Consider the following 26,934-nt stretch of genomic DNA (forward strand, 5'->3'; position numbering starts at 1 on the left):
TTTTTAGGGGCTGTCTTGAAATAGAAATTGCATTCTATTTTGAGACAGCCCCTCCTATTATTTGAAATCCAACGTTGTACATACCTATCGTTCTTCATTCCTTTCTAGATATGGAGTCAGAATCGATGGTATTTTCGATTTCTCTCTAATGGTCAGCCATAAATTAAGTCGAGCATCCTGAGCATGACGCATTGCTAGAAAGGCATTTCGCTGCAAGATTCCTTTTCCCCGCCACCCCGCTGCTGTAGGAAAAAAATCGTTCTTGAACTCTCCTTTTGTTAAGCTCAATGTATTGAGCAAATCAACCCCTCGTTTTGGGCTAGCCGGAGATAAATCCTTCAGCTCTTCCTGAATCCATGGTTGATTGTGGGGACAAACCTCTTGACAAGTGTCGCATCCGAAAATACGAGCTCCTAGTCCTTTGCCTTCTGCCATTGTTAGGACTTCTTTACTCTGGGTGAGATAAGAATAGCAGTTTCTGGCTGCGAAAAATTCCTTACCGAGAATTTGGGCCGGGCAAGCCTGTTCACATTTCTGGCAATTACCGCACAGATTAGAGATTGTATCATCGATTGGAATCTCACGGTCCAGAAGCAGCAGAGCTAAACACACAAACGAGCCGTAACCCGGTATTATAAGCTGCTGATTTCGTCCAATCCAACCGAGCCCTGCCCGGACTGCAAAGGCCCGCTCCACGAGCGGCCCTGTATCCACCTGCCATCGCAGCTCACCTGGCCAATGATGGATTACCATTCTCTTGTTTAGTTCTTTTAATCTTTGATTAATAACACGATGATAGTCTTCCCCAACGGCTGAGCGGGCCAAAACGCCCTCTCCTTTGTCCGGAGCAACTGTATGTGGCAGTGGATAAGCTAAAACTGCCATTCCCCTGCAGTCCTGCCAAACCGTCTTAGGATCGACTCTTTGCCTGATTTCCTTATGCTCAAAAGGTGTTGACATACCTTGTTCGAAACGTGTCTGCAAGAAGTGTTCAAGGCCCGCAATCGGTTCCGCAGTTGTAAATCTGATAGCGACAAAGCCTAAATCTAAAGCCCACTTTGTTATATCTTTTTTCCAATCCCCCAGTCCATCTGATACCATGAACTCTCCCCCTAGCCATTCAACAATAAAAAACTTCCATCTTACATTCTAACTTATCTCCAGATAATTAAACAGCCATCCGCTAAAACCGGAGAGTTTTGATCTGTTGGTCTTGGTATGTTTTTGGTCGTGCTGGAAAGGGCTTTGAAGTTCAGCGACATGATAAATCAGGAAAACCGGGGGACAGGTGTCCCCGGTTTTCGGGCGTAGCTCATAGAGCTACGCCGCATAGTACCGGTTTATTTAAAATATCTGTCTAACAAGCCTTTGAAGGCAGATCCATGTCTTGCTTCATCTTTGCACATTTCATGAACGGTATCGTGAATCGCATCGTAGTTGAGTTGTTTAGCTTTTGTCGCAATATCCTTTTTACCTTGACATGCTCCAAATTCAGCTTCAACTCTGACTTCTAAATTCTTTTTAGTATCCGCAAAAACTACTTCCCCAAGCAGCTCTGCGAACTTGGCAGCATGTTCCGCTTCTTCAAAGGCTATTCTTTTATAGGCTTCAGCGACTTCCGGATAGCCTTCACGATCTGCTTGTCGACTCATCGCTAGGTACATCCCGACTTCAGTGCATTCTCCCATAAAATTAGCTCTTAAGCCTTCGAGAATTTCAGGATCTACTCCTTGAGCTACCCCAATTTTATGCTCATCTGCCCACTGCAACAGGCCTTCCTTTTTCTCAGAGAATTTAGCTTTAGGAGCCTTACACTGCGGGCATTGTTCTGGCGCTTCGTTTCCTTCAAATACATAACCACATACTGAACAAACAAATTTCTTAATCATTGTTTTTAAATCCCCCTCAAAAAAATTATCATTTAATTTATGTTCTTATTTTACAATTACTTTAAATAATAATCAAGTACTTTTTGTGTAATCTATGAAATTTTTTTTAGTCTTAATGACTTGATTCACATTCTTGTGGACAACGTTCACGCAGGCCGGACATCCACTTTAACATCATAAAGAGTACTTGCCTCTGCCCTATCAGTTAGTCGTTGAGAAGTGAGAGCATTCACCGATGACCTTGTTCTAGGGGCCTTATTCCAAAACAGACCTTCTGTGACGACAACTCCTCGTGGTACTTTGGCAGTAATTTTAAGGACGAAATTTACCTCTCCACGTTGGTTAAAGGCAACAACCTGCTGACCATCGTGTAAATTTTTTTCTGAAGCATCTGTCGTATTCATCATCAGATAAGCCGCTTTCTTTTTGCTTAATAAGTCTGGCCGCTCGTTAAAAGATGAATTCAGCGAGTATAAGCTGGGCGCACTCATCAAAAAAAGCGGTGCCTCATCTCCATGGGGCTCGAAATATCGCGGCAGCGGTTCGGCCTCTCGGGGATTAAATAGTTCGATTTTTCCAGAGGGTGTAAGAAAGGTCATTTTATAATTCGTAGGTAACGTAAGCTCGACAGGACGGCCCGCCGAAAGTTTTGCCATGTCTGCATTTTTGAACCAAGGAGACAAAGGATTAATCATCTGATCAATTAGATCATCGACTGATTGATTAAAAAACGGGTCTTTAAAATCCATAGCCTTGGCGAGCATTTGAAAAACTTCCCAATTCGATTTTGCTTGCCCAATGGGCTGTATTACCGCGGCCGCTCTTTGGATTGTATAACAACCATAAGAACGATAAATATCGGAGTGTTCCAGGGAACTTGTAGCAGGCAGAATAATGTCGGCATAACGTGCCGTGTCCGTCATAAACCGCTCGTGAACAATAGTGAAAAGATCTTCTCGCCTTAGCCCCTTGAAAATTTGATTCTGATCCGGAGCTACGACCGCTGGATTTGAATGATAAACATACATACTCATAATCGGTGGATTCGTTAATTCTGTTAGAGCATGTCCAAGCTGATTCATATTCACGATCCGAGTCGGAGTCCGTAAGAAATCCTTTCGAGTGACAGACTCTGGGGAAATAGCCTTTGAAGAAATACTGGTCAATACCCCGCCTCCGGGCTTGCTCCAAGCTCCGACCAAGGCGGGCAGACAAGTAATTGTTCGAACCGTCATCGCTCCATTTCCATAACGAGAAAGCCCCGACCCTAAAGAAATAAAGGGGGCACGAGCACGTCCATACTGGAGAGCTATCTCTTCAATGAGACTAACCTCAATTCCTGTAATCTGACTGACTTTGTCCGGGGAAACTCCGGCAAGCATTCTGCACGAAAATCCTCAAACCCCTGGACGTACTCGTTTAAGAAGGTCTGGTTTTGTAGTCCCTCGCGAACAAGGATATGCATGATGCCAAGGGCTAGAGCGCCGTCACAGCCTGGCCGCACACACACGAAATTGTCTGCTATTTTGGCAGTGGGAGTTTCGTAGGTATCCACTAACCAGACGACAGCTCCTCTCATCTTTGCTTCTCGAACATTGTGAACCAAATGTAGGTTTGTCGCCAGGGCATTCGTTCCCCAAAGAATAATCAAATCACTTTTCTTGATCTCATCAGGATGGGGCGCTAAGGTCTCCCCCATTACAGATGACCAGCCATAACCCTTTGCCGAAGAACAAATCGTTCGTGCAAGCCTCGATGCCCCTAAACGATGGAAAAAGCTCTCTCCACAATTACGCTGGACAAGTCCCATTGTCCCGGCATAAGAAAAGGGCAATATTGTTTCTGCTCCATAACCTGTAATAAGCTCTTTCCAATGATCGGCAATGCAAACAATTGCCTCATCCCAAGTGACGGTTCGAAACTGCCCCGAACCCTTTTCCCCAGAACGAATCAAGGGATGGAGCACCCTTTCTGAAGAATAAACAGTTCTTTCATAATGAGCCATTTTAGGACATAGGCTCCCTCTCGTAAAGGGATGTTCAGAGTCACCCGCCACTCTCACGGCCCGGCCTTCTACTAACTCGATCTTAAGACCGCAAGTATCCGGACAATCATAAGGACAAACTGATCTCCTAACTTCCGTTTTCATCGATAACCTCCTAATCCTGAAGAAATTAGCTGCCGATTATATAGTAATACGTAATAAATACGCTGTTACGTTATTAAATACGAATGAAAACCCCGTTAATTAATGCGCAAATATAAATAAAGGCTAATTCTGTCCATACACGAATTAGCCTCATTTTTACCTTCTCTTATCTCCACGGCTTAGTATCACTAAACAAAAAGATTATTTACTTGCTCTAAAAAAGGCATACGTCATAGGATCCCCTTCTTGAAGAATCTCTGCTGAAGTAACATCCGCCAAAAAAAGAGTATGGGTTCCAGCGTCCAATTGGCCCATCACCTTAGCTTCCATGGTAACCAGCACATCATCGAGCAACAAAACTCCTGATTCCCCTCGATGGACAGCCACACCCTCGAACTTATCTGCATCACGTCCAGAGCGATATCCGAACTTACGAGCATAGTCCTGACCTGTCTGACTTAATACTGATACGCCAAATTTTTCGCTCTTTTGAATTAAATCATGCGTGAAGTTTGATTTATTGATCCCAATCGCTATTCTCGCAGGTTCAGCAGTTACTTGAAAACACGTATTGGCACATTGTCCATTATCTCGACCATCAGCCTGGGCCGTAATAATAAAGAGCCCATAAGAAATCCTATAAAGCGCTTGGCGAATTGCTGTTGGGCGATCTGGCTGCGCTTTTTCAATCTTTACTGCAGGTTCGGCTTTAGGAGCTGTATTTGCCCCGGCTTCCTCAACAACCAATTGAAAATGACTTGAATCAACACCACAAATTGGGCAAACTTCCGGTGGATTTTCTCCGGTATGTATATAACCACATACGTCACAGCGCCAACGTTTTTCCATAAATAGCACCTCTCCTTTTTAAAATAATTATAAACTTGAAATTTATATAGGTCAAGAGTATCTCTGGGAATAGTATTTTATACGCTTGAGCCTAACGCTCTTGAGGTGGTATCTGGACAAAAGATCGGTATTCACGTTCTAATAAATCACGATTGTTCAAAGTTAATTTGGGGTCCATCATCAAAGTCTTGCGGACCATTTCTTTAAACCGACCAAACTTCTCTCTCTCCAATCCTTTTTCCCGCGCAAATCTAGCAAAAAATCCCCAGTCGAGAGTCTTCTCTCGCAGAGTTATGTACAAACAAGCGTCTCTAATCTCATTTTGGATCCACTTTAGACGTTTAAAATCATCGTCACTCATTTGTTTTCCGCCTAGAAAATCTGCCTGCCACAACCCTAACAGATTCTCTACGCGTTTCGAATCAAACGTTTGACCGTTCCACCCGACCTCCCAGGCAAAGCGGCGTGATTTTTGGGAAACCTTTCTCTGATCGAACTCTCCCCGCAATTCATTCATAAACGTTAGAGTTCCCAGCATATGATGCCCCACTAGATAGTCAACGTCCCGTTCCCCTGAACTTCCTCCCGGGAGAACCATATTCCAGCGAAAGCGTGGGAAAATTTCCTTTGTAAGGCGGGCACTCTCCTTCTCATGTTGAAGAAAATGTCGTTTTCCTTCCGGAACCCACTCAAAGAGCTTCTTGGGAATTGCCATGATTACTTTAATATGTTTTACCATAACAATGTCTGGATGATTGTCCAATCGTCCCCCGTGGATTTCTACCGTCTTATTTATCCACGGCTCCATGTTTCTCCCAGTCAGTTTAAATTCATTGAGATAATAGGAGTTATTCTCCTGACGCACGGTTCCCCTAGCATAACATTCTCGACTGGCCGTTTCCCATTTCCCAAGATCATGAAATAATGCCGCCAGGCGCAACATAATTTGTGGGGGGGTATTCATAACAACATGACGCGTATGCTCCCAGGCATCTTTGGTATGGTAGCGATTTTGAGCCAACCCTTTAAGTCTTGCTAATTCTGGGATATAGAATTGAAAATAGCCTAAGCGGTCCAACAGTTCAAGGGCGTGATCAACTTCCTCTAAAATCAAAATTTTTCCCAATTCAACTGTTACACGTTCCAAGGAGACCCTAGCGAGCTGAGGAACATAGTCCACTGCTGCTTGCCAAGTCTCCTTCTCGATATCCAATTCATAATGAACCGCAAATCGAACCAGACGCAAAACCCTCAGCGGATCTTCTTGAAAGCGATCCGAGGCAATCCCACAAGCTCTTAAACGACGTTCCCTCAAATCTCTCAGCCCATTTAAGGGATCCTTTATTACGCCGGTTTGAACATCTTGATAAAGGGCATTGATTGTAAAGTCCCTTCGGAGAGCATCCGATGCCAGTTCTCCCGAAAAAGACACTATATCTAGGCGATCTGTTCCTTGGAAAAGACTGACAGTCCGAAATTTCGAGCCGAGGGTATGAGGAGTATAACCCCATTGGATCAAAATTTCGCAGATATCTTCATGATTTAGAGCCATAACGGCATCCACATCTTTGGAGGGGACCCCCAATTGAGCATCACGCACCGTACCACCGACTTTATAAATTGAACTTAACCGGCTTAATCGTTCTAAAATCTCCTGCTGAAACGATGTACCGTGCATGAAAAACCTCCATTCCATTTAGAAGATAATTGCCGCCAAACTATATGAGTATTAACAGAACACGGAAATTTTAGGCCCAACGCTGATACGCCAGGTACTTTCCGGACCAAGCTCTCCATCAAGATCCGAGTGAATAGGTCGATCCGTATGTACCGTCAGTTCCGATATCTGAAATTCTTTCATTCTTTGCGTACTTACATGCTCCCCACGTAAGACTCTTAGTAGTATTCGAAGAGTCTCCGGCCAGCCAACTAATGGAACCATTAAAATATCCAGCTTGCCGTCCGATAACGAAGCTCTCGGTACCAATTGTCTAATCCCACCGACCGAAAGGCCGTTAACCGCCATAAAGAGAATCACTTCTTCCGTATAGCGCTTACCATCATACTCAAATTCTACTCTGAAAGGCCGATACGAGGGAAGGGTTTCAATTCCTTTAAGAAAATACGCTAATTGACCTAAGGAATTTTTCACGCGAATGTCTACCTTTTGGGAGACATCCGTTAAGAGCCCGGCGCTGGCAACATTCACAAAGTACCGGTTATTGACCATTCCAGTGTCCATACTATAGACATTCCCACGGCCAATGATTTTACAGGCTTCAGGTATACTTTTCGGCAGACGCAGAGCGTAAGCCAGGTCATTGGCTGTACCCACAGGTAAAATACCTAGGGCGGGACGTTGGACCGTTGGAATCGACACTAAACCGTTAACCACCTGGTGAATACTTCCATCTCCGCCGGCGATGACCAGTCGATCGACATCCCAGCTTCGAGATGCAGTTTCTTCGATATCTTCCGGAGAACATGCCCGATGAACGCTGACTTCATGTCCGCTTTCTTGAAAAATCCTTATTACGGTATCTAGTTGCCCTGTTAATTTACGTCGACCTGCATAGGGATTGTAGATCAGACGTAAGCGTTTACTCAACATGCCTTTTGCAATCGACTCCTTATCTGTATTTAGCCGCACACTTTTCCTCCACTTCTTAATGAGGGTCGTTATCGTACTACTCTTTACTTGGACGTCGTGTGCGCAGCTGGCGAATCTTAGTATTCAGCAAATGGGCGTTAAAGGAAAATGCCCCTGCTAAAATAGCAGCGATCAGACAACTTTCGATCAGTACCGCTCTCGTCTCCTCAAATGGCAAGCCATTATTCAACATATACACCATAATAAGATTGGCAATAGGGAATAAGAGCGTTTCAACAGCTAACCCCCGGAAAATAAGAATCCACAAATCCAAATTGGTCTTTTTTTCTAGAAAAGCTTTAGTAATCAAGAGCCCCAAGGCCAGAAGTACGCCCGCCAATAATCCCAGCAGGCCATATTTGCCAATGGCCACAACAACGTCGAGGTACGCACCCACTCCCCACAAAACAGCACCTAAGAAAATTGAAAGCAACTTATTAATCACAGAACCCCCTCCGACCTTATTCGAATTAATCCTTTTCCTGGAGAATTCAGGGATTTGCTGTGCTTATTATTTCAGATTTTCGGGGTTTAAACCAGCCAATTCAGGTAAAACAAAACGGCCATTTTTACGAACTAATGTCTCATCAAAATAAATTTCGCCACCACCATAATCTGCTCTTTGAATACACACTAAATCCCAGTGAACGGCTGATTTATTGCCATTATTACAATCATCATAACTGGAACCGGGTGTAAAGTGGAAACTTCCATCAATCTTCTCGTCAAAAAGGGTGTCCTTCATAGGTTTCAGAATGTAAGGATTCACTCCAAGTGCAAATTCTCCGATGTAACGCGCTCCTTCATCTGTATTAAAGATCTCGTCAATACGTTTGGTATCGTTGGCCATTGCCTTGATAATTTTACCGTTTTCAAATTCTAAAACGATATTTTCAAAAGTAAACCCTTGATACAGAGAAGGAGTATTATAACTAATCCGTCCATTGACAGACTCTTTTAGAGGGGCTGTATAGATCTCGCCATCAGGTATGTTCATAAGCCCATCACATTTAATTGCCGGCATTCCCTTTATCGAGAATACCAGGTCAGTGCCAGGCCCCAAGATCCGCACTTGATCCGTTTTCTCCATCAAGTTCTTCAGGGGGTCCATCGCCTGGGACATCCTGGCATAATCCATGTTACATACATCAAAATAGAAGTCCTCGAATCCTTCCACACTCATCGCCCCTAACTGAGCCATTGAGGCGTTGGGATATCTCAAGACACACCAACGAGTATGACCTACCCGCTGCTCAAGGTGCACCTTCTTCTGATAATGAGAAGAATACAATTTCAGGGCTTCACTAGGAATATCTGCCCATTCGTTGGCATTTTCTGCAGCTCGAATTCCAATATAGGCCTGCATCTCCTTCATACGGGCCAAATCCCAGCGAGTCATAGCCTCAGCCTGTTCTGCCGTGAATCCTTTTAATAAGTCACGCATTAGGGTATGATTTACAAGAGAGACAAAAGGCATACCGCCTGCCTGATAAGCCTGACGTACGAGCGCTTGGGCAAGGGTAAGATCGGTTCCTATCACCTCAATCAGGATTTTCTCACCTGGTTGTAAAGCAACTGAATAATTAATTAAAGAATTGGCTAGTTTTTCAATACGTGGATCTTTCAAATTAGGGCCTCCTTACATAGTTCGTCTTCGTGCAGTTAAACAGAACTCAGTGGACTTGAGCTGAGATGCTTTTTCCGAATCACTAAGCACATCAGTTATCTAACTGCTAACGATTATTAGAGCTTCCGTTCCTATATTCTTCATTCCTTATCATTTTCCTTTTTATCAACACTTTATGTCTATATTCTCTAGATGCTAGGCATTCATTAGGCAGAAACAAGGAGGTCATCATGAACCCAAGCGGTACTTTATGGGAATACCGTCTGAAATCTGAGGATTCCGGACAAAAATATCTTTCTATCCTAAAACACAAATTTCATTTTTCGCTCAAGGTTTTGCAGCGCTTAAAGCAGGGCGAACGAGTATGGGTGAACGGACATTTTACGTATTTGACTGCACGGGGTAAAGAGGGAGAAGTTCTTTCCATCCAGCTTTTTTCAGAAGAAGAAACAACAATCCAAGGGGAAAATCTGCCGCTCAATATTCTCTACGAGGACGATTACTTATTAGCCGTCAACAAGCCCGTTGGCCAAGTCGTTCACCCCAACCATCGTTATCTCTCCCAAACCTTAGGTAATGCAGTAGTCGGCTATTGGGAGCGCAAAGGGGAACATAGACAGTTTCGTCCAATCCACAGGATCGATCGAAATACGTCAGGCGTCGTGATTATCGCCAAAAATCAATTTGCTCACCAGCAGCTTGCTTGGCAACTGGAACGCGGTCATATTCACAAGCGTTACTTTGGATTTGTCCAAGGCCATGTTCTTGAAAACAGCGGCGCCATCACCTCTCCAATTGGGCTTGCTTTGAATAGTTTTATCAAACGTCAAATCCAAGACAATGGTGAAGCAGCCCGGACCGACTTTCGAGTCGTCCGCCGTTATGACGAGGCTAGTTTCCTGGAATTTATTCTAGAAACCGGACGAACTCACCAAATTCGGGTCCATTGCGAAGGTATTGGCCACCCCTTGCTTGGGGATGATCTTTACGGTGGGGATACCACGCTTATCGGTCGGCAAGCCTTACATTCCTCAGTGTATGCTTTTCTTCACCCAGCAACTGGTCTTCCATTCGTGATTCGTGCTCCTTTTCCCGAAGACCTAAGGCATCTGATGAAGACATTAAAACGGTAATCTCACGTCATTAGTTACTTTTCTTTTAGTAAATCTCTTATTTCCGTAAGAAGCTTTACTTCCACGCTGGGGATGGGTTGTTCGGAGGTTTTTGCGGATTTTTTCCTGTTTAGGCTTAACAGCTTAATGAGCAAAAAAATGGCCCCGGCAATGATTAAAAAATCAAATACAGTCTGTAGAAAATTCCCTATATTTACCGTGACAGCTTCCTTCACGACGTTTCCGGAACTATCTAGGACAGCACTTCTAAGCCAGAGTTTAAGGTCAGTGAACCTAACCCCCCAATAAGAAGCCCAATCGGCGGCATGATAATATCGGCAACTAGCGAGGATACAATCTTACCAAAGGCACCTCCGATAATGACTCCAACCGCCAGATCGACGACATTGCCTCTTGTCGCAAACTCTTTAAATTCTTTAAGAAGTTCCAATAAAAGCGTCCCCTTCTCATTTATTTACATAATATATTAATTTTACTAAATTTTTTTTTAAAAAACAAACCGAGTTTAAAGACCAAACCTAAATCATTTGCATTTTTATAGACTAAATGTTATTATGTCTATGGAATTATTGTTTATTACAAGGATGTGTCTATAATATGAAAATTCCCGAACTATTTTGGAATGCTTCAATTGATGACTTAAAATGCGGATTTCTTCAAGAGCCTGATCATTATGCCTGTCTGCTCTGTGATAAAAAAGTTGAAAAAGGAATCGTCTACCCTGTTGATGACGTTTTCTATGAAGCACGTCGTTATATGCAACTCCATATTGAACGGGCACACGGATCAGTCTTTGAGTATCTTAACAAACTAGACAAAAAGTTTACAGGGCTTACTGATCACCAAAATACACTCCTACGCTATTTTTACGAAGGGAAAAGCGATGCTGATATTCAAAAAGAGTTGGGCATTGGAAGTGCCTCAACTATCCGCAACCACCGTTCCTCCCTCAAAGAAAAAGAACGGCAGTCGAAAGTATTTCTCGTGATGATGGAACTCCTTAAGGATAAAAATCAGACCAGGCCTATCTTTCTAGATCCTCCCAAAACAGCGACAATGGTCGATGATCGCTATAAGGTTACTCAAACTGAGAGTGAACAAATCCTGTCCAAGCTCTTTCCCGATGGCCTTGATGAACCTCTAAAAACCTTTTCAATTAAAGAAAAGCATAAATTAGTGGTGATACAGGAAATTTCCAAGAAATTTCAGGAACATCAAATCTATACTGAAAAAGAAGTCAATCAAATTCTAAAATTTGTTTATCACGATTTTGCAACTCTCCGACGCTATTTAATAGAATATGGATTTTTAAAGCGAACACCTGATGGCAGCCAGTATTGGCTTAACCGCGATTCTCGTGAAAAAGGAGATGCAACCATGGATCGTAAACAAGAATTAAAACGTCTTTATAAGGAAACTAAAACCGAAGCCGGTATTTATCAGATTCGCAACCTTCAGAACCAAAAAATATGTATAGAAAGTACCCTTAATCTTAAGACGATTAACGGCAAACGCTTTGGACTCGATATGGGTACGTACCCCAATAAAGAACTTCAGAAAGAATGGAATGAATTCGGAGAAAGCGCCTTTGCCTTTGAACTATTAGAAATTCTAAAAGCGCCTGACGAGGGATATTTTGATGTCAAGGATGCCTTGAAAAAACTAAAAGAAAAATGGCTGGATAAACTCCAGCCCTATGGTGAACGGGGTTACAATTCCCTCAGACCAACCACTCATGATGCCTAAGCCAAACACCATTTCAATTTATGATATTCTTTCACTTTCACATGGCAGGAATGTTGCTTGTTTTTACGATAATAAGGGCTTAAGTGTACTATTCTTTGTCATTTCTTAGAAAAAGAGTGGATATGCCTAAAAAGCATATCCACTCTTTTTACTGAAACCTTTTTCTTTTGCAGCCTATTATAAACACTGACTCAAACCATCAATTCTTTGTCCTCAAACATCGACTCTTCATCCTTTAGATTCTGAAGCTGCTATTTCAACAAATTCACTATACTTATAGTATTATCTTTTAATCCTTTGTAACAATTCATCGATACATTCTTCGCCCAGTTCATGGCATCCCAATTCTATCGGTTTATCACCATAAAAGCCATGAAAGTCCGAACCTCCCGTAATCACCAGTTTATGTTTTTGGGCATATAGCATAGACTTTTGCCGATCATCTTCTTGATGGCTTGGATGGAATACTTCAATCCCCCCCAACCCTAACTCCACCCACTCATCAATCGCATCGTAATTATTAAGCTGACCCGGATGAGCAAGAATGGCAATTCCCCCTGCTTCTCTGACAGCAAGGATCGCCGCACGTGCATCAATATATTCCAGCTGGATATAAGCAATACCTTGAGTTTTGGGGGTGTTTCCCCGCTGAAAAAGCCTTTTGTAAAGATCATCATAGATACTCCCACAATACCCTTTATCCAACAAAGCATGCATTATATGCTGTTTATAAACACCTGTTCCCCCTTCATACTTCTGAACATCCACCCAAGAAATATCATACCCTGCTGCTTTGATTTTCCTGAACATTTCATAGGATGCTTGCTTTCTTCTTTGAACAAGGGGGGCACAAAGCATATTCAGAGAAGGATGTCCTGGTTCAATATATAGCCCAAGTATATGCGCCCTTTTATCTCTCTGATAATCATAGGCTGATATTTCTATGCCTGGCACAATATTGATCCCAATCTCATAGCCCACCTTTATGGCCTCTTGCAAACCTTTGGTAGTGTCATGATCCGTAATCGCGAGATGGGAGATCCCCTTGTCCTTAGCCAATCTAACAACCTCGCTAATACTAAGAGAACTATCCGAAATCGCAGTATGCACGTGTAAATCAATCATTCGAATCATCTCATCCTTTATAACTTATTTCCTGCAGCCGGAAACCTAAGTTCACCTATTTAGCGTTCGTACTCTTCAGTCTCGGCCCTCAAATGATTCGTACGATAAGAACTAGTGTCAATGCAATAATTATCAGCATAATCGCCCGAAGAACGGCAATCGCTTTTAGGAAAATGATCGAGGTAAAGTTAGGAACGTTTTCAGTTAGCCACAATTCTTTCAAAGTGATGGGTTTCCTTTTCTTAACCGTATACCTGCTTAATTGCTCACAGATATTCCCATATTCTTCTCTTATCATCTCTTTAAATTGGCTCACAGAATCACCCTTCAGTTAAAGCAAATGTTTTTCATCGTTTGCCTAAATTAAGCTTCAAATTTATCTCTGAGACATCGAGGAAGGTATTCGCAAGCTTCTTCCCAGATCGAAGGCGAACGAAAAGCAGGCGTAATGACGGTATATCCCGAATAAGGAACCGGCTCCCACAGGCCATCTTTAGATTCTTTAAATTTACCAAACGCCTTCATTTGCCTGGCATATTCTCCAATAGTTTTTTCATTGAGCACATGTTCAACATATTTGAGATATTCAATATAATTCATTTCCATAACCGCACCTCGATCACTTGCTAATCATCAATTTGTCGACTGTCCCAGTTCTTTCTGCAATCTAAGGAAACACTTCATGACTATATCCAACCAGTCTTATAAATCTTGCTTCAAATCTTTCTCTTTGGCACTGTCATTTTCAAGCTCAAGCATAAAGCTGATTCCATGTTGCTGAAAGCCTTGCTGCAGATAAAAATTGTGGGCCTCCACCCTTTTCTTATTGCTGGAAAGCATCAGCTTATAGCACTTTTCTTCTTTGGCCTGATCCGTCACAAATTGCATAAGTTTCTTTCCTATGCCACAGCCTCTGTACTCCGGACTTACGATCATACCTTCAGCAATTGCAAGCTTTGCGCCTTGATGACCCAAATTTTCTATAATGATCAAGCTGCAAGTAGCGATGATTTGTTGCTTATCTTCCGCTACAAAGACCTTGTAATAAGGATATTCGTTTAATTTGCACCATATTTTCAGAGCTTTGTCTTTATCGATCGCCTCTTCACCATCCATGTTTTGCAATAACTCTATTACTTCTGCCAGATCACTCTCTGTAGCCGGTCTGATCAACATATGATTTCAACTCTTTCTGTGTCATAGATATGGAAGTCGGATTGAAAAACCGTATTTCCGCCCACTATAGTTTGTCTAAGTATGGGGTAATCCTGATGCATTTCGACGATGAGTAAATCCGCCGATTTTCCCACTTCAATACTCCCAACGGAGCCTTCGTTCCCCAAGGCCTTGGCCGGATTCAGCGTTGCCATCTTGACAGCTTCAGTCAACTTAATACCTTCTCTAGTGAGATGAAAAATTGCCGGCAGAATAGCGCTCGGCAGGTAGTCTGAGCATATGATATCCGCAGCATTATTTTTTAGGGCATCAATTGCTTTCATATTATTGCTGTGAGACTTACCGCGGATAATATTCGGAGCTCCAACGCACACATGAAGACCTTTAGAAGCAGCGTAGAGAGCGGTTTCAAGATTGATCGGAAATTCACTGACAATCCCTTCACACTCGAGAAGCGTATCTATTTTTCCTCGCGTGTCATCATCATGGGATGCTAAACGTATCCCTTCTTTTTGGGCTAGTTTTGATAATTCCCTTAGTTTAGTCCAATCAATTCGTGCCTGGTTCTCGATAGTTTTATCCAGAAAATCATTGATTTCTTGTTCTTTTTTACCATAAGATTGAATGGTAAAATTCTTAAGTGCTTCCGCATCCTTAAACTGCCCCTGACCTGGGGTATGATCCATATAGGACATAAAATTAATACTGCCTTCTCTGATAAGGCCTTCTAAAACATCAAGCCCTGCTAAGAACGTTAACTCATATCTAAGATGGATTTTGTGATGGATCATGGAGCGAGCCGTCTTAAGCCTATTTATCGTCTTAATAACCCCAATAACCGCATCTTGATTCCGTACTCCCCATTCATCACTCAGACTAAGGGAATGATACATAGTTGTTATGCCGCTCACGACAAGCTTTTTCTCAAGCTCATAAAAGGCCATGTCTGTTGGAAACAACGTATTTGGCCTTGGTTGTATCTCTTTCTCGATAGCATCACTATGAAGATCTATGAATCCCGGCATAATATAACGCCCTTGCGCATCAAGCATCGTGATATCCGAATAACACTTGACTCTTGGAAAATCGCTTTCCGTTACCTCGGAAATTCTGCTTCCATCTACGATAACATAACCTTTAATAACTTTTTCAGGCCCAATAATCTGGGCGTTATAGATACATAACTTCTTTTTTCTCATACGTGCTTACCCCTTGCCTTAGAAAAAATTACTCTATGAGCCATATGCTACCCATCTTAACTGCTTTTTTGAAGCATTCCTTTAATATTCGTGGATACCATCTCTAGAACAATTGCCATTGCAATAATGAAATAGGTTATCAGCCCTACCTCTCGCAGATCGAAGTAAAAACCACCTGCCATGAATAGATCAAACCCGATCCCGCCTGCTCCGGCAGCAGCACCCATAGCAACGGCGTTAGCAAAATTGATTTCAAACCTCAAGAAAGTCCAAGAAAGCAAATAGGTAACTGAGGAAGGTATAACCGCTTGAAAAACAATTTGCCACCAGTTGGCTCCGCTGGCCATTAAGGCCTCAATAACGCTTCTATCGAGATCTTCAAAGGATTCGGAATAAGCCTTCGTTAAATAGCTGATGGAATGAAAGCTCATACCAATGATCGCCGCAGCACTTCCGAGACCAGCCGCCACAGCAAAAATCAAAACCCACAGGATTGTCGGCACAGCCCTAATAAACGCGACAAAACCTTTAATAATATTGGTAACTTTTCTCGGGGCCAAATTCTGAGCGGCTAACAGTCCTAAAAACAAAGCAACGAATCCACCGATCAAGGTCGTCAAAAAAGCCAGCCCTAACGTCACCAAAACATTGTAAAAGGCATCCCCTAATGTAAATCGATGAGAATTAGGGTGCAGAAACATCGTTTTAAAATTACTGTAAGTATCGGCAAACCCTTTGAGGACATTGACACCTTGATAATCCATTGTAAACAGATAATATACTGTCAAGGCCAATAAAATGAGCAGAATTGCCCGCATAGCGATTGATTCTTTATTCAAAGGTTTGACAGTTCCGATGGATATCTTATCGTTTAGATTATCCTCCAATTGCGCCCACACATTAATTGATTCTTCAAGTTGCATCACAGAATCACCCTCCTAATATTATTGGATATAACTTCAATGAGGATTACAGTGATCACGATGAAAACCACAACTAAGCTGGCTGCATGGTAATCGAACCTTTTGTAATACAAATCAAAGGAGAATCCTATACCTGTACCAGTCAGCACTCCAACCAGGGTGGCATCCCGGATATTTGTCTCAATCATGAATAATAACCAACTAATCATCTGGGGCATACTGGCTGGCAATACCGCCTGAAAAATAATATGAAAATAACCGGCGCCGGTCGCTTGTAAGGCTTCAATTGAGTTACTGCTTACTTCATCGATGGTTTCCATAAAGGCTCGAGTCAAAAAACCAAAAGAACCAAATAACAAGGCCAGATAACCTGTTAGTGAACTTTGGCTGAACGCCATCATCAAAACCATAGCCCAAGCCACAAGCGGTATATTCCTAAAGATAGAGGCTATTCCCCTGCTTATAATACTGAAGATGCTGTTCATTCTTGTTGTTCGAGAACCTACCAGTGATAAAAACAAAGCAAAAACAGAGGCTACCGTTGTTGCGGCAATGGACATCAGCACCGTTTCTTGAAGTTTAGGCAATATATCAGGCAAGATTCTCAATGATTTTATGTCAGGATAAAAATTACTGCCTCCCCATATTAAGGCTTTAGCCATACTGGTGAAGCCTTTGATTGCATCGTACTGAGTTATGATCATCGCTACGACTGTAAGAACTATTAAAACTAAAAAGAAAGCAAGATTGTTATTTCTTCGTTTGGTAAAAATATCATCCCGCATATTTCTCACCCAGATCAAAGATTAAATCTTCGGACTCCGAACCATAGATCGCCTGAATCTTTTCAAGCGTTAAATTATCCGGCATGCCATCAAAAACAACACTTCCTTTATTGATTCCGATAATTCTATCGGAATACTTCAGGGCAACCTCAACTTGATGCAAATTGACGATGACTGTTATCCCCATTTCGTTAGAGATATTTTTCAGATGATCCATGATAATTTTCGAAGCATTGGGATCCAACGAAGCAATCGGTTCATCGCACAAAATTATTTTAGGATTTTGAATCAAGGCTCTTGCTATACCCACTCGCTGTTTTTGACCGCCGCTTAATTGGTCACATCTCTTATACACTTGCTCATCCAAACCCAGGATTTTAATGATTCGGAAAGCCTGTTTTTTTTCTTCCTTTGTGTACCTGCCGATAACTCCTTCCAGTGTCGATTTATAGCCGAGCCTGCCGTGGAGCACATTCTCAATAACCGTCAATCGATCCACCAGATTGTAATGCTGAAAGATCATACCAATCTTAGTTCTCAGATTCCTTAACTTTTTCTTGGCCATATTTGAACAAATATCGCCGTCAAAGAAGATTTCCCCGCCGTTTGGTTCGATCATCCGGTTAATACAGCGGAGAAGCGTCGACTTGCCTGCTCCTGAAGGCCCGATGATCGAAACAAATTCGCCTTCCTCCATTGAGAAACTGACGTTATCTAAGGCAGGTACTGCTCCATTATAATATTTGCTGACATTTTTTAACTCTAACAAGGTCATGCATAATTCCTCATTTCATAGAATTGAAGAGAGGCGTTGAAACAACCTTTCCATTATCTCCTCATGGTTGCGGTTGATTACAACACCCCTCCATTAAACGAATTGTCTATGAATCTTATTTAATTAGAATTCTCCTTTGGACAAACTTCATTAACATAATCCCAATATTCGCTGGGGTTGGCTCCCATCAAAAAATCCTTAGTTACTTAGGTCACGGATTGGTTGATATAAGGAATCATCGGTCGCTAGAAAACGCTGTGGCGCATTGAAAAACCCTTTAGCTTTAGAATCTTTGGGAATAAAAATCTTTTCATTTTTAGTCATTTCTTCCGATGTTAATGCTTGAATCATAGCATCGACGGTCTTTTTACTTAAGGCATTTGTGTTGACCGCTATGGGTCCATTAATGACTGGGATGGATTTGATGACGACATATTGCGCTCCTGCTAGTTTACTGAATGGATCAGCAGCATCTTTTTTAACCGTGTAAACAGCACCCGGCATGTTATCTTTTCCTGAAGTAAGATCTACATAACTAGACACATCAATATCATCGACGGAAGAGACATCCGATTTACCCGTTAAAAGATTGACTAACGATAACTGGTGTGACCCCCCAAAGAGTACTTGGCTAAAAAACTTTCCGCTACCGCCTTGAAGCAGATCCTCTGCCTTCAGATTTTTCCATTTGTCTTGTTTGGAAAAGTAGGAAACCATAAGCGACGTAGGTACTTTAAATCCGGATGTTGAACTTGTGGAAACAAAGGAATACTTCTTGCCTACAATGTTGTCTATGGCATAGCCTGAGCCGGATTTATATTGATCCTCATTTCCTTTCTTCACAAGGATCCTGCTATAATACAAGGCATCTTTCAGTGTCCCGGAATCTCCGCTGTTAACCACAAGAGGAACAACCTTGGGATTTTTGCTGTGAGCCTCGACATAAGATTCTCCGCCTAAGTAAGCCAATTGGGCGTTACCGCTGGCAATTGCTTCAACGGTAATTCCATAGTCCGTCGTTAATTTGTCTTCCACTTTCAAACCTGTGGCCTTTTCAATAGCCTGATCGATTGCTGCTCTGGTATCCTTGAAATCCTCACCCGCATTATTTGGTAACCAGGCAATGGTGATCGTAGATGGGTCTTTGACATCTCCGGTTGAATTCGACGAGGTAGACGTTGTAGTTCCGCAGCCTGCTAGAAGCGATGATACTAGAATAACGACCAGCATAAGTAAAGGAACTTTTTTCACAGTTATTCTCCTCTCAAATTTGGAATAGTTTTTTCTGGCATTGAATCCTGGAATTTCAGCGAACCTTTCGATGCAAACCTTCTGGATAACTCTCACCTCATTTTAACTAAAGATAATTAAGTTCCTATTAATCTAATGTAATATTTGGGTTAAATTTAAATTTATAACATTTTTCCATCAGACATTTTATAGACACGGCTGCAGATGTTTTCCATAAATTCAAGATCATGAAAAATTCCCATCATGGTTGTTCCCTCTTTTTTCAACTGTTCAATAAGCTCTCGTACTTTTAATTTGGAAGCATGATCTAAACTAGCTGTAGGCTCATCCAGAAGTAACAGCCTCGGACGCTTAACCATGGCCCTAGCAATATTAAGGCGCAGTTTTTCACCGCCGGAAAAGGTGGCAGGATAGCAGTCCCATAATTCTCTGTCCAGTTCAAAATGCTCCAGCATCTTATGGGCTTCCCTTTCCGCACAATCTTCTCCATACCCCATCTCCTTAACCGCTTGTTTTATCAGTTCCCGCGCAGTTGTGCGGGGCATTGTGCTTAGAAACTGCGATACATAACCGATTTCATGTTTCCTTAGATAAATCATTTCTCGTTCTGAGACTTCTGCTAAATTAACAAGTCCAAACTTTTTGGAATTGTACCATACGCTGCCATTTTGCGGTTCATAAGTACGATAGATACACTTAAATACTGTTGATTTTCCACTGCCGCTTTTCCCAGTAATGCCGACAAATTCACCTTCGTTCAATTCGATACAAATATCGTGCAGTGCTTCAATATGCTTGTCTAAATTGTGGATAACGAAGGATTTTGATAAGTGCTTAATTGCCAGTATTTCTTCCATTTACACACCTGCTTTATAATACTTTTCTGTGAATTCATTGATAGGAAGGTAAAAGTCATTAAGCCTCTCTTTAATAATTTCATGGGGCCAGTCCCACCACTTGATCTCTTCCAGTTTTCTGACGGTATCCTCCTCAAATCGTTTCTTGATCGGTTTAGCAGGCACTCCGACCACGATAGAATAGGGATCAACATCTTTGGTAACAACTGCGCCGCTGCCTATAACAGCCCCGTTGCCGATATGCACATTAGGCATAATAACCGCACCGTGTCCAATCCAAGTATCATGTCCGACAGTAACCCTTTGCTCCCCTCGCCACTGAAAGAATGATTCATCATCTGATTCAGCAAATCCATACTTCATCCGTCGGTAAGTAAAGTGGTGCAGGCTTGGCCTCTCTAGTGGATGAAATACCGGGCCAACTCTTACCATATCCGCGATGTTAGAGAATTTTCCCACATCGGCATTTTGTAATGTACAGAATCGACCTGTATAGGAAAAATCATTAAGTTTAACATTTTCCAGAACGTTATAAATCCCAACCTGTGTATATTGGCCTAACTCCACATTGTTCAATTGACAGTTCTCAGAAATAAGCGGTTTTTTCCCCAACATATTGCTCAACTTCTTTCCTATCCTCCTTTCAAAATTTATATACGGGAATCCTTCCGTCCGGGCACTTTGGGATAATGTGTTCTTTGCATTAACGTTCCATTTACTAAAACTGCCGTTATGACCGGAAAGTCATTCTCGATCGTTTCAATAATCAGCAAGTCAGCTTTTTTTCCTTCTTTGATAGACCCGATTTCCCGATCCATGTCCACCGCTTTGGCAGGATTGAGGCTCACTAGCTTGAATACATCGACAAGGTTTAGCCCATACTTTTCATGCAGAGTGAAAACAGCATGCAGGAGCGCAGGCGGATAATAATCGCTGCATAAAATGTCTATATTATTTGCTATAATGGCTTCTACTGCGGACAAATTTCCGCTGTGAGAACCGCCTAAGAGAACGTTCGGCGCACCTGCCATGGTAAACAATCCTTTTTCTCTGGCCTTTTGTGCTATTTCCATGGTGATAGGAAATTCGCTGATTGTCGCGCCCAAGCTTTGAACTAAATCCAGTTTGTCAACAGTATCATCATCATGAGAGGCAATAGCAATCCCGTTTTCACGAGCCAGTTCGGCGATTTCTTTCATCCCGTCAATCGTTATCTTTTCTTTGGCTTGATGTCTGGCGATCATCTTAACAATGGACTCATCATCTACGTCATTATAGCTTTTAACCATATCGCTATAGACCTTCAGATTCCTATATTGACCCTGTCCCGGTGAATGATCCATGAAGGAAAGCAACTGAACCTTTTTTTCCTTGATATAGCCTTTTAATCTGTCGACTTCTTTAAAATTATCTATTTCGAACCGAGCGTGAAATCGATGCCGTATCAAGTGCTGACCCCTATGAGTCCTATCAATTAAGTCAATGAATTTCCTGACATTTTCGGGATCTCGTATCGGTTTACGCTTATACTCCGAATCTTTAAACAGGGAGAGAGAGTGGAACATGGTTGTAATTCCATGTGAGACCAATTGCTTTTCCGTTTCTCGAACACTCATATCAAAATCCATTAGACAGGTTGGCCTTGGTGCTGCCATAGTCTCGATGTAATCTGAGTGAATATCTATAAATCCAGGAGTAACGTATCCACCTGCCCCATTAATGACTTGAAGGTCATTCGCCAAGCCATCTCCGCCTTCAGGAATTATCTTTAAAATCCTATCGTCTTTGACCACCAAGTCATACCCTGTTAAGATAGACTCTTCAGTAATAATCCGGACATTTGTGATTAAATACATATGCGTACTCCTTTTACTCGCTATAACAAAGATTGTACTAACTTCTGGGTATAGCCATGCTGGGGATCTTCAAGAATCTGGTCTGTCAAACCGTGTTCAATGATCTTTCCATCCAACATTACGATAGTACGATCTGCCAACATCCTAATGACCCCTAAATCATGAGAGACAATGACCACCGAAATCTTCAGCTCTCTCTGTATCGTCTTGATCAGATCAAGGACACTGGCTTGAACCGATAAATCCAATCCTGTAGTCACTTCATCAAGTAGGAGAAGTGGTGGATTATTCGACAACGCCTTAGCGATTTGTACTCTCTGCTGCATTCCTCCGGAGAAGTTTTTGGGGGCTTCTTTCATACGGTAAAGCGGTATGTTTACATGTTCCAGCAATTCTTTTCCTCGGGCCTCCATCATACTCACATTCCTATTTCCGGCTGAAATCAACTTCTCGGCAATATTACCAATTGATGAAAAATTCATTTTTAGACTCAAGAGCGGATTTTGATACACTTTTCCCATTAGATGATTCCTTAAATACCGTTTCTGCTGGGACGATTCAGCAAAGACATTTGTTTTTCCGCTCTTGTAGGCATTAATGTAGGCCTCTCCGCTGCTTACCTCTTGATCAAAATACAGACACTCCATCATGGTCGACTTGCCGCTGCCGCTTTCCCCTACAACACCTAATATTTCTCCAGTATATACCTCAAAAGAAATATCCCTGCAGGCATATACCGTACCGCAGATAGGACAATAATTTTTCAACAAGGGATCTTCCTCAGACCCTCTGCAGTTTACACATCCGTTGCCATATTGCTTATTTAATTTCCTGACAGACAAAACAGGCTGTTCGAAATCTTCCATTTACAATCCCTCATTCTCTGGGTTTTCTATTTAATGTCTGCAAGCAATAGCTGGTATCATTGCATTGATAGGATGTTTCACCCGTAACATCATCCAGTATTTCATCGAGAAATACCCCCTTGGCTCCGCACAATCTGCATGACTTTTCCTGAAATGATTCTGCCTCAAAAGGGTAGTCCTCAAAATCAAGGGAAACAACCCTAGTATAGGGAGGCACTGCATAGACCTTTTTTCTCGGCCCGCACCCAAGAGAATCAAAGCAGGAGAACAATTCAGCTTAGGATTATCAAATCTTGGAATAGGGCTGGGAGCCATAACATATCGGCTATGAACCATCACAGGATGGTCAGCACCCGTCGACATTGTCCCATAGTTCATGATTTGCTCGAAGAGCATTAACCAGGCACCACTGTATTCTTGCTCTGCGTGTAGCTTTTTTGTTTCGTATTCACTGGGTTCATAGTACCTTAGAGGTTCTGGTATCGGCACCTGAAGAACTAGGATCTGACCCGCTTGCAGTGGAATTTCCGGAATTCTATGCCGTGATTGAATAATCGTCGCTTCTGCTGTCTCGTCGGATACGGTTATTCCCGTCGTAACGGTAATGAGCCGTTTAATATTGACTGCATTCACAGATTCATCAGAGCCTTGATCAATAACTTTCAGAATATCGTTCATTCCTACCAAGGAAAGAGTCAGCTGCAATCCTCCTGTACCCCAGCCTCTGGCAATAGGCATTTCCCTTGAAGCAAAAGGTACCTGATACCCGGGAATAGCAATTGCTTTCAGAGTGGCTCTTCTAATCTCTCGTTTCGACCCTTCATCAAAAAATGCATAATTATAGTTTATTTTCATGGATTTAACTCCTCATTGCTTTCCATGGTTGAATCTTTTTGGATTTCATCTTTTTTCGACTTACGAACGCTGTCCAGCTTGGACTGGAATGTCACGTAGTGCGGCAATTTCAAATGTGAGATAAACCCTGTGGATTCAACCGAATCAATATGCAACAGGACAAATTCTTCATTGTGAGTCGGGAATTCCAGATGTCCATTTTCCAAACAACGGTCCAAAATACTCATGGCAATAGCCTTAGTTTCATTTTGTCCGTAACAAATTCCATAACCTAGCCCAAATTCGAGCTCTTTTTGACCCTTTATTTTCTGAATATCTTTCGGAAATAAGCTTTCAACTTCCGTGACCTTGATTTGACCGATATAATAAGCATCCTCATCGTCATTTTGATCGTTGAGGGGGTTATCGATATAGATAGGCAGGTTACCAATCCGCAATTCTCCCACCGTCGGATGCAGTGCCCCATAACTGCGCAGGGCCACATACCCTAAGGAAGTAACGGCACCTGTCTGCCCTCTTGTTAAGATCTGGAGTCTTTCACTGCGGCTGGTCGGAAACTGAAGGCTCTCCTTAGTAATATCATCTGGTTCACTGTCATTCTTTTCACAAATGGGGAGCAACCCTTCATTACGAAGATAATCTAAAACTTTAGGCAAATGGGTTAAATCCGTTTTGTCTTTTTGACTTCCGCTTTCCGCGGCATAAGTGTCTATCCAGCCAACTGCCTCTTCATCGGTCTCTTCAATCAAGCTAAAGTCGATCAAACGGTGAGTATAATCATTGGCCGACCCTAAGATCTGCCCACCGGGAATGTCCTTAAAGCTTGCCGATATTCGTCGTTCCACCAGCATATCTTCAGACTCAACTGTGCGCGAATAATGCTTGCGCGGCAACGTCGACCGATAGGCTCTCATTAAGAACACTGCTTCCTCCGGACTTCCCTCTGCTTGTTTGATAGCTACTGCCGCTAGAGTTTCATTGTAGAGACTGCTCTCCGACATGACCTGATCGATCAGGCAGCGCATTCCACTCTCAATTCTTCGGCAATCCAAGACGAGGCCTTTTTTAAGCCGCTCGTATTTGAGGCGTTTGGTGGATTCTTCAATAGCAAGAGTTCCGCCTTTTACTGCAACATATCCCATCTATCCAACCACCTGTTTTAGAATTTGAGTTGTTCGAGGAAGACATAAAAGGTTGTCATCCCTATCTGTAAAGATTAGATCGATTCCCAGGGGATATTCTGAATTCTTTTCAGCACGCAGATCAACCCAACGATCGCTTGGTTTGACGTCTATGTAGTGTACTTTCTCGATTCCCGGTCCCCTCAACGTTAAATTTCGCTCATTGTTTACGGCGTCAGCCTCAATGATAATTGTTGCTGCTTTGTGCGGATCCAGCAGATCTCCCGAATAGGCCCTTTTAATGGCCAGCTCTAAATCCTCCGCCTTAGCATCCTTTAAGATAAGAATGTAATCTGCGCTCTCCAGTTCCGTTACTTTGGCATAGGTTAACTGGTTAATAAGTTTAGTTATTTCCGCTTCATCTTCAGAGCACACCTTAAATTTCACTTCTGTATCGAAAAGCATCAAGGCTAATAGGAACGTTGACCCGTAACAGCCGACTTCTATCTTCATCTTGCTTACCTGATCACGAAGATTTCTAATCAAGCCTGGCCGTGACATGGAATCCAACGTTTGGCGGTAAACTGTTTGGATATCATGTACCAAATCCAACTTCATGTGCTTTTACCCCTCTTACTTATACGTTCATAGCGTTAAAATTCACTTTGGTCATTAAGAGTTTTTCCCTCAAGGCTTCATATTCTTTGTTGATACGAATTTCCTCAAGCTGTAAGATATTTGTCCATTCCTTTGTCTCTGATAACTTAGCATTATATGCTGCATCAATAATTGCCAAGTTGTAAGCAAGCGTTGGTTCATGCCCCTTAACCATGCCGATTCCTAAAGAACCCTTGACCATAACCTTGCATTCTGTAATAAGTACCTCACCTAAATAAAATAAACTTTGTTTAGCACTTTCCCGAACTTTAACCATGACTAAACTATTATTGATTTCCTCAATGATCGTAACATCATAATTATTTGATATCTCTTGAGCTAATTTTTGGGAAACCTCTGCCGAACCTTCGATTAAGATCTTGGTTCTTTTTTTTCTAGTCATTGATAGCCTTCCTTTATACATGTTTATTCGATGACCGACCTTCACTAGCTCCTGAACTTCTATATCCATGGCACTAGCATAACTTGTTGCCAAGTTAAACGTGTTAAAGCTTTGTATACCCTCCGTTAAATCTCTGTAAAGCATATCTTCCGTTGTTTTGATTAAAGAAAACTTGGCAGCTGCCAAGTTTGGAAACACAAAAAGGGCCGACCAACTTGAGAACAAGTCAGTTTCAGCCCCTGTACTGCGAGAACGAAGGAAAAAGAGTTCCATAAACCTTAAAAGGAATTTAGAAGGTATTGAGTCTACGGTATGACATAGGAAAAGCAATCACTTCTGTAAAAAATCTTTATATATTCCAAGACTTTGCTGGTCTTTTTATCCATACAGCCTGACTCCAGGACTAGAAGAGGTATTAAATATGGGCAATCCAATAGTTTTCGTTGGGACTCTGTGGGAAAAGAAACACTTAAGATGCTGGGTTTTGAGCAAAATTCTGTATATCCCTTGTCGTTGTAATAGTTGAACATAGATGTGATGTCTGCTCCCACAACGTCGATATCATTAAAAACTGATTTGGCTACATAGGAAATATGAAGTGCAATAGGTTGTTGGTCTATATATCTTAGTCTCCCAACCTTAAAAACCCGATCATCTTCATCAGTTTCTAAAGAGTTATAAATCTTCTTATTATAGTTAATCTCCTTACAAAATATTGTTTTCGATTGGAATTTATACCCTTTCTCGATCATTTTCTGACTGAAACTCACATCACCTGTAAGAACAAGTTCAATCTGTCGATATCTGTCTTTGACATAACTCCCTTTCCCTTGCTTTTTATAGATATACCCCGACTCCTCAAGCCTTTCATATGCCTTCCGAGCTGTAATTCTCGGTACTTTGTAGTTATCGGCTATTTCATTTTCAGACGGCAGTCTATCGTGGGCGCTGTATTTACCTGAAACGATCAAGAGCATTAACTTATCCACAATTTCCATTTCATTAGACATTGCATACCCAGCTTTCAGACTTATTATGGGTT

General features: G+C 42.1%; 29 protein-coding genes and 2 pseudogenes. 2 read left to right on the forward strand and 29 right to left on the reverse strand.

What is annotated here, in order from left to right; genetic code table 11:
* Positions 1-84: 84 nt before the first annotated feature.
* The 9 genes from queG to VZF35_RS03880 all read right to left on the reverse strand — a co-directional run bounded on the left by queG (position 85) and on the right by VZF35_RS03880 (position 9,164).
* Positions 85-1,101 (reverse strand): tRNA epoxyqueuosine(34) reductase QueG, encoded by a 1,017-nt coding sequence (queG, locus tag VZF35_RS03840; RefSeq protein ID WP_407311158.1) that lies wholly within the window; start codon positions 1,099-1,101, stop codon positions 85-87.
* A 239-nt stretch (positions 1,102-1,340) separates the two neighbouring features.
* Positions 1,341-1,886: an NADH peroxidase gene (locus tag VZF35_RS03845; RefSeq protein ID WP_407314438.1), complete on the reverse strand. Its 546-nt coding sequence runs from the start codon at positions 1,884-1,886 to the stop codon at positions 1,341-1,343.
* A 149-nt stretch (positions 1,887-2,035) separates the two neighbouring features.
* Positions 2,036-3,271: a molybdopterin-dependent oxidoreductase gene (locus tag VZF35_RS03850; RefSeq protein WP_407311160.1), complete on the reverse strand. Its 1,236-nt coding sequence runs from the start codon at positions 3,269-3,271 to the stop codon at positions 2,036-2,038.
* A complete protein-coding gene (locus VZF35_RS03855) occupies positions 3,199-4,038 on the reverse strand; it encodes a molybdopterin-dependent oxidoreductase (protein ID WP_407311162.1) in 840 nt (279 codons plus the stop codon). The genes VZF35_RS03850 and VZF35_RS03855 overlap by 73 nt, the downstream gene beginning before the upstream one ends.
* Before the next feature lie 201 nt (positions 4,039-4,239).
* Positions 4,240-4,887, reverse strand: a complete 648-nt coding sequence (locus VZF35_RS03860; protein ID WP_407311164.1) for a flavin reductase — start codon at positions 4,885-4,887, stop codon at positions 4,240-4,242.
* A gap of 91 nt (positions 4,888-4,978) precedes the next feature.
* Positions 4,979-6,565, reverse strand: a complete 1,587-nt coding sequence (locus VZF35_RS03865) for a CCA tRNA nucleotidyltransferase (RefSeq protein WP_407311166.1) — start codon at positions 6,563-6,565, stop codon at positions 4,979-4,981.
* A 51-nt stretch (positions 6,566-6,616) separates the two neighbouring features.
* A complete protein-coding gene (locus tag VZF35_RS03870) occupies positions 6,617-7,498 on the reverse strand; it encodes a diacylglycerol/lipid kinase family protein (RefSeq protein WP_407314440.1) in 882 nt (293 codons plus the stop codon).
* Positions 7,499-7,574: 76 nt separating this feature from the next.
* Positions 7,575-7,982 carry a hypothetical protein gene (locus VZF35_RS03875; RefSeq protein ID WP_407311168.1) on the reverse strand — a complete coding sequence of 136 codons (408 nt, stop codon included), beginning with the start codon at positions 7,980-7,982 and terminating at the stop codon, positions 7,575-7,577.
* A gap of 66 nt (positions 7,983-8,048) precedes the next feature.
* The gene (locus VZF35_RS03880; protein ID WP_407311170.1) at positions 8,049-9,164 is read right to left on the reverse strand and encodes an aminopeptidase; all 1,116 of its coding nucleotides are present in this window, start codon (positions 9,162-9,164) and stop codon (positions 8,049-8,051) included.
* 230 nt (positions 9,165-9,394) lie between these two features.
* Here VZF35_RS03880 and VZF35_RS03885 point away from each other — a divergent pair, with 230 nt between their 5' ends.
* Positions 9,395-10,297 (forward strand): RluA family pseudouridine synthase, encoded by a 903-nt coding sequence (locus tag VZF35_RS03885; RefSeq protein ID WP_407311172.1) that lies wholly within the window; start codon positions 9,395-9,397, stop codon positions 10,295-10,297.
* A 14-nt stretch (positions 10,298-10,311) separates the two neighbouring features.
* On the opposite strand, the pseudogene mscL reads toward VZF35_RS03885, so the two are convergent.
* Positions 10,312-10,727 (reverse strand): annotated as a pseudogene (gene mscL / locus VZF35_RS03890) (large-conductance mechanosensitive channel protein MscL).
* 167 nt (positions 10,728-10,894) lie between these two features.
* Between mscL and VZF35_RS03895 the strand changes: the two are divergent.
* Positions 10,895-12,043, forward strand: coding sequence for a DUF2087 domain-containing protein (locus tag VZF35_RS03895; RefSeq protein WP_407311174.1), 1,149 nt, complete (start codon positions 10,895-10,897; stop codon positions 12,041-12,043).
* Between the two features lie 282 nt (positions 12,044-12,325).
* Here VZF35_RS03895 and VZF35_RS03900 read toward each other — a convergent pair whose 3' ends face one another.
* The 19 genes and pseudogenes from VZF35_RS03900 to VZF35_RS03990 all read right to left on the reverse strand — a co-directional run bounded on the left by VZF35_RS03900 (position 12,326) and on the right by VZF35_RS03990 (position 26,902).
* The gene (locus VZF35_RS03900) at positions 12,326-13,168 is read right to left on the reverse strand and encodes a PHP domain-containing protein (RefSeq protein WP_407311176.1); all 843 of its coding nucleotides are present in this window, start codon (positions 13,166-13,168) and stop codon (positions 12,326-12,328) included.
* 88 nt (positions 13,169-13,256) lie between these two features.
* Entirely contained in the window at positions 13,257-13,484 is a 228-nt protein-coding gene (locus VZF35_RS03905; RefSeq protein WP_407311178.1) for a hypothetical protein, read from the reverse strand.
* A 47-nt stretch (positions 13,485-13,531) separates the two neighbouring features.
* Positions 13,532-13,774 (reverse strand): hypothetical protein, encoded by a 243-nt coding sequence (locus tag VZF35_RS03910; protein WP_407311180.1) that lies wholly within the window; start codon positions 13,772-13,774, stop codon positions 13,532-13,534.
* A 96-nt stretch (positions 13,775-13,870) separates the two neighbouring features.
* Positions 13,871-14,344 carry a GNAT family N-acetyltransferase gene (locus VZF35_RS03915; protein WP_407311182.1) on the reverse strand — a complete coding sequence of 158 codons (474 nt, stop codon included), beginning with the start codon at positions 14,342-14,344 and terminating at the stop codon, positions 13,871-13,873.
* Entirely contained in the window at positions 14,338-15,543 is a 1,206-nt protein-coding gene (locus tag VZF35_RS03920; protein WP_407311184.1) for an alpha-D-ribose 1-methylphosphonate 5-triphosphate diphosphatase, read from the reverse strand. The genes VZF35_RS03915 and VZF35_RS03920 overlap by 7 nt, the downstream gene beginning before the upstream one ends.
* A 56-nt stretch (positions 15,544-15,599) precedes the next feature.
* Positions 15,600-16,466: a PhnE/PtxC family ABC transporter permease gene (locus VZF35_RS03925; protein ID WP_407314442.1), complete on the reverse strand. Its 867-nt coding sequence runs from the start codon at positions 16,464-16,466 to the stop codon at positions 15,600-15,602.
* The gene (locus tag VZF35_RS03930) at positions 16,466-17,251 is read right to left on the reverse strand and encodes a PhnE/PtxC family ABC transporter permease (protein WP_407311186.1); all 786 of its coding nucleotides are present in this window, start codon (positions 17,249-17,251) and stop codon (positions 16,466-16,468) included. Before VZF35_RS03930 ends, VZF35_RS03925 begins: the two co-directional genes overlap by 1 nt.
* Entirely contained in the window at positions 17,241-18,026 is a 786-nt protein-coding gene (phnC, locus tag VZF35_RS03935) for a phosphonate ABC transporter ATP-binding protein (RefSeq protein ID WP_407311188.1), read from the reverse strand. The genes VZF35_RS03930 and phnC overlap by 11 nt, the downstream gene beginning before the upstream one ends.
* A gap of 198 nt (positions 18,027-18,224) precedes the next feature.
* Positions 18,225-19,277 carry a PhnD/SsuA/transferrin family substrate-binding protein gene (locus tag VZF35_RS03940; protein WP_407311190.1) on the reverse strand — a complete coding sequence of 351 codons (1,053 nt, stop codon included), beginning with the start codon at positions 19,275-19,277 and terminating at the stop codon, positions 18,225-18,227.
* Between the two features lie 161 nt (positions 19,278-19,438).
* Complete coding sequence (locus VZF35_RS03945) at positions 19,439-20,134, reverse strand: phosphonate C-P lyase system protein PhnL (protein ID WP_407311192.1); 696 nt, start codon at positions 20,132-20,134, stop codon at positions 19,439-19,441.
* Positions 20,135-20,749 (reverse strand): chloramphenicol acetyltransferase, encoded by a 615-nt coding sequence (locus VZF35_RS03950; RefSeq protein ID WP_407314444.1) that lies wholly within the window; start codon positions 20,747-20,749, stop codon positions 20,135-20,137.
* Positions 20,750-20,784: 35 nt separating this feature from the next.
* The gene (gene phnM, locus VZF35_RS03955; protein ID WP_407314446.1) at positions 20,785-22,023 is read right to left on the reverse strand and encodes a phosphonate metabolism protein PhnM; all 1,239 of its coding nucleotides are present in this window, start codon (positions 22,021-22,023) and stop codon (positions 20,785-20,787) included.
* Complete coding sequence (locus tag VZF35_RS03960; RefSeq protein WP_407311194.1) at positions 22,011-22,856, reverse strand: ATP-binding cassette domain-containing protein; 846 nt, start codon at positions 22,854-22,856, stop codon at positions 22,011-22,013. The genes phnM and VZF35_RS03960 overlap by 13 nt, the downstream gene beginning before the upstream one ends.
* 10 nt (positions 22,857-22,866) lie before the next feature.
* Entirely contained in the window at positions 22,867-23,073 is a 207-nt protein-coding gene (locus VZF35_RS03965; protein ID WP_407311196.1) for an alpha-D-ribose 1-methylphosphonate 5-phosphate C-P-lyase PhnJ, read from the reverse strand.
* Positions 23,043-23,711: pseudogene (locus tag VZF35_RS03970) on the reverse strand (alpha-D-ribose 1-methylphosphonate 5-phosphate C-P-lyase PhnJ); the annotation flags it as partial. The gene VZF35_RS03965 and the pseudogene VZF35_RS03970, both read right to left, overlap by 31 nt.
* The gene (locus tag VZF35_RS03975; RefSeq protein WP_407311198.1) at positions 23,708-24,853 is read right to left on the reverse strand and encodes a carbon-phosphorus lyase complex subunit PhnI; all 1,146 of its coding nucleotides are present in this window, start codon (positions 24,851-24,853) and stop codon (positions 23,708-23,710) included. The gene VZF35_RS03975 and the pseudogene VZF35_RS03970, both read right to left, overlap by 4 nt.
* Positions 24,854-25,450 (reverse strand): phosphonate C-P lyase system protein PhnH, encoded by a 597-nt coding sequence (phnH, locus tag VZF35_RS03980; protein ID WP_407311200.1) that lies wholly within the window; start codon positions 25,448-25,450, stop codon positions 24,854-24,856.
* Between the two features lie 19 nt (positions 25,451-25,469).
* Positions 25,470-26,165, reverse strand: a complete 696-nt coding sequence (gene phnG / locus VZF35_RS03985; RefSeq protein WP_407311202.1) for a phosphonate C-P lyase system protein PhnG — start codon at positions 26,163-26,165, stop codon at positions 25,470-25,472.
* Positions 26,166-26,197: 32 nt separating this feature from the next.
* On the reverse strand, positions 26,198-26,902 hold the full coding sequence (locus tag VZF35_RS03990) for a GntR family transcriptional regulator (RefSeq protein WP_407311204.1): 705 nt from the start codon (positions 26,900-26,902) through the stop codon (positions 26,198-26,200).
* Positions 26,903-26,934 lie beyond the last annotated feature (32 nt).

The organism is Desulfosporosinus paludis (genome assembly GCF_045689965.1).
Lineage (GTDB): Bacteria > Bacillota > Desulfitobacteriia > Desulfitobacteriales > Desulfitobacteriaceae > Desulfosporosinus > Desulfosporosinus paludis.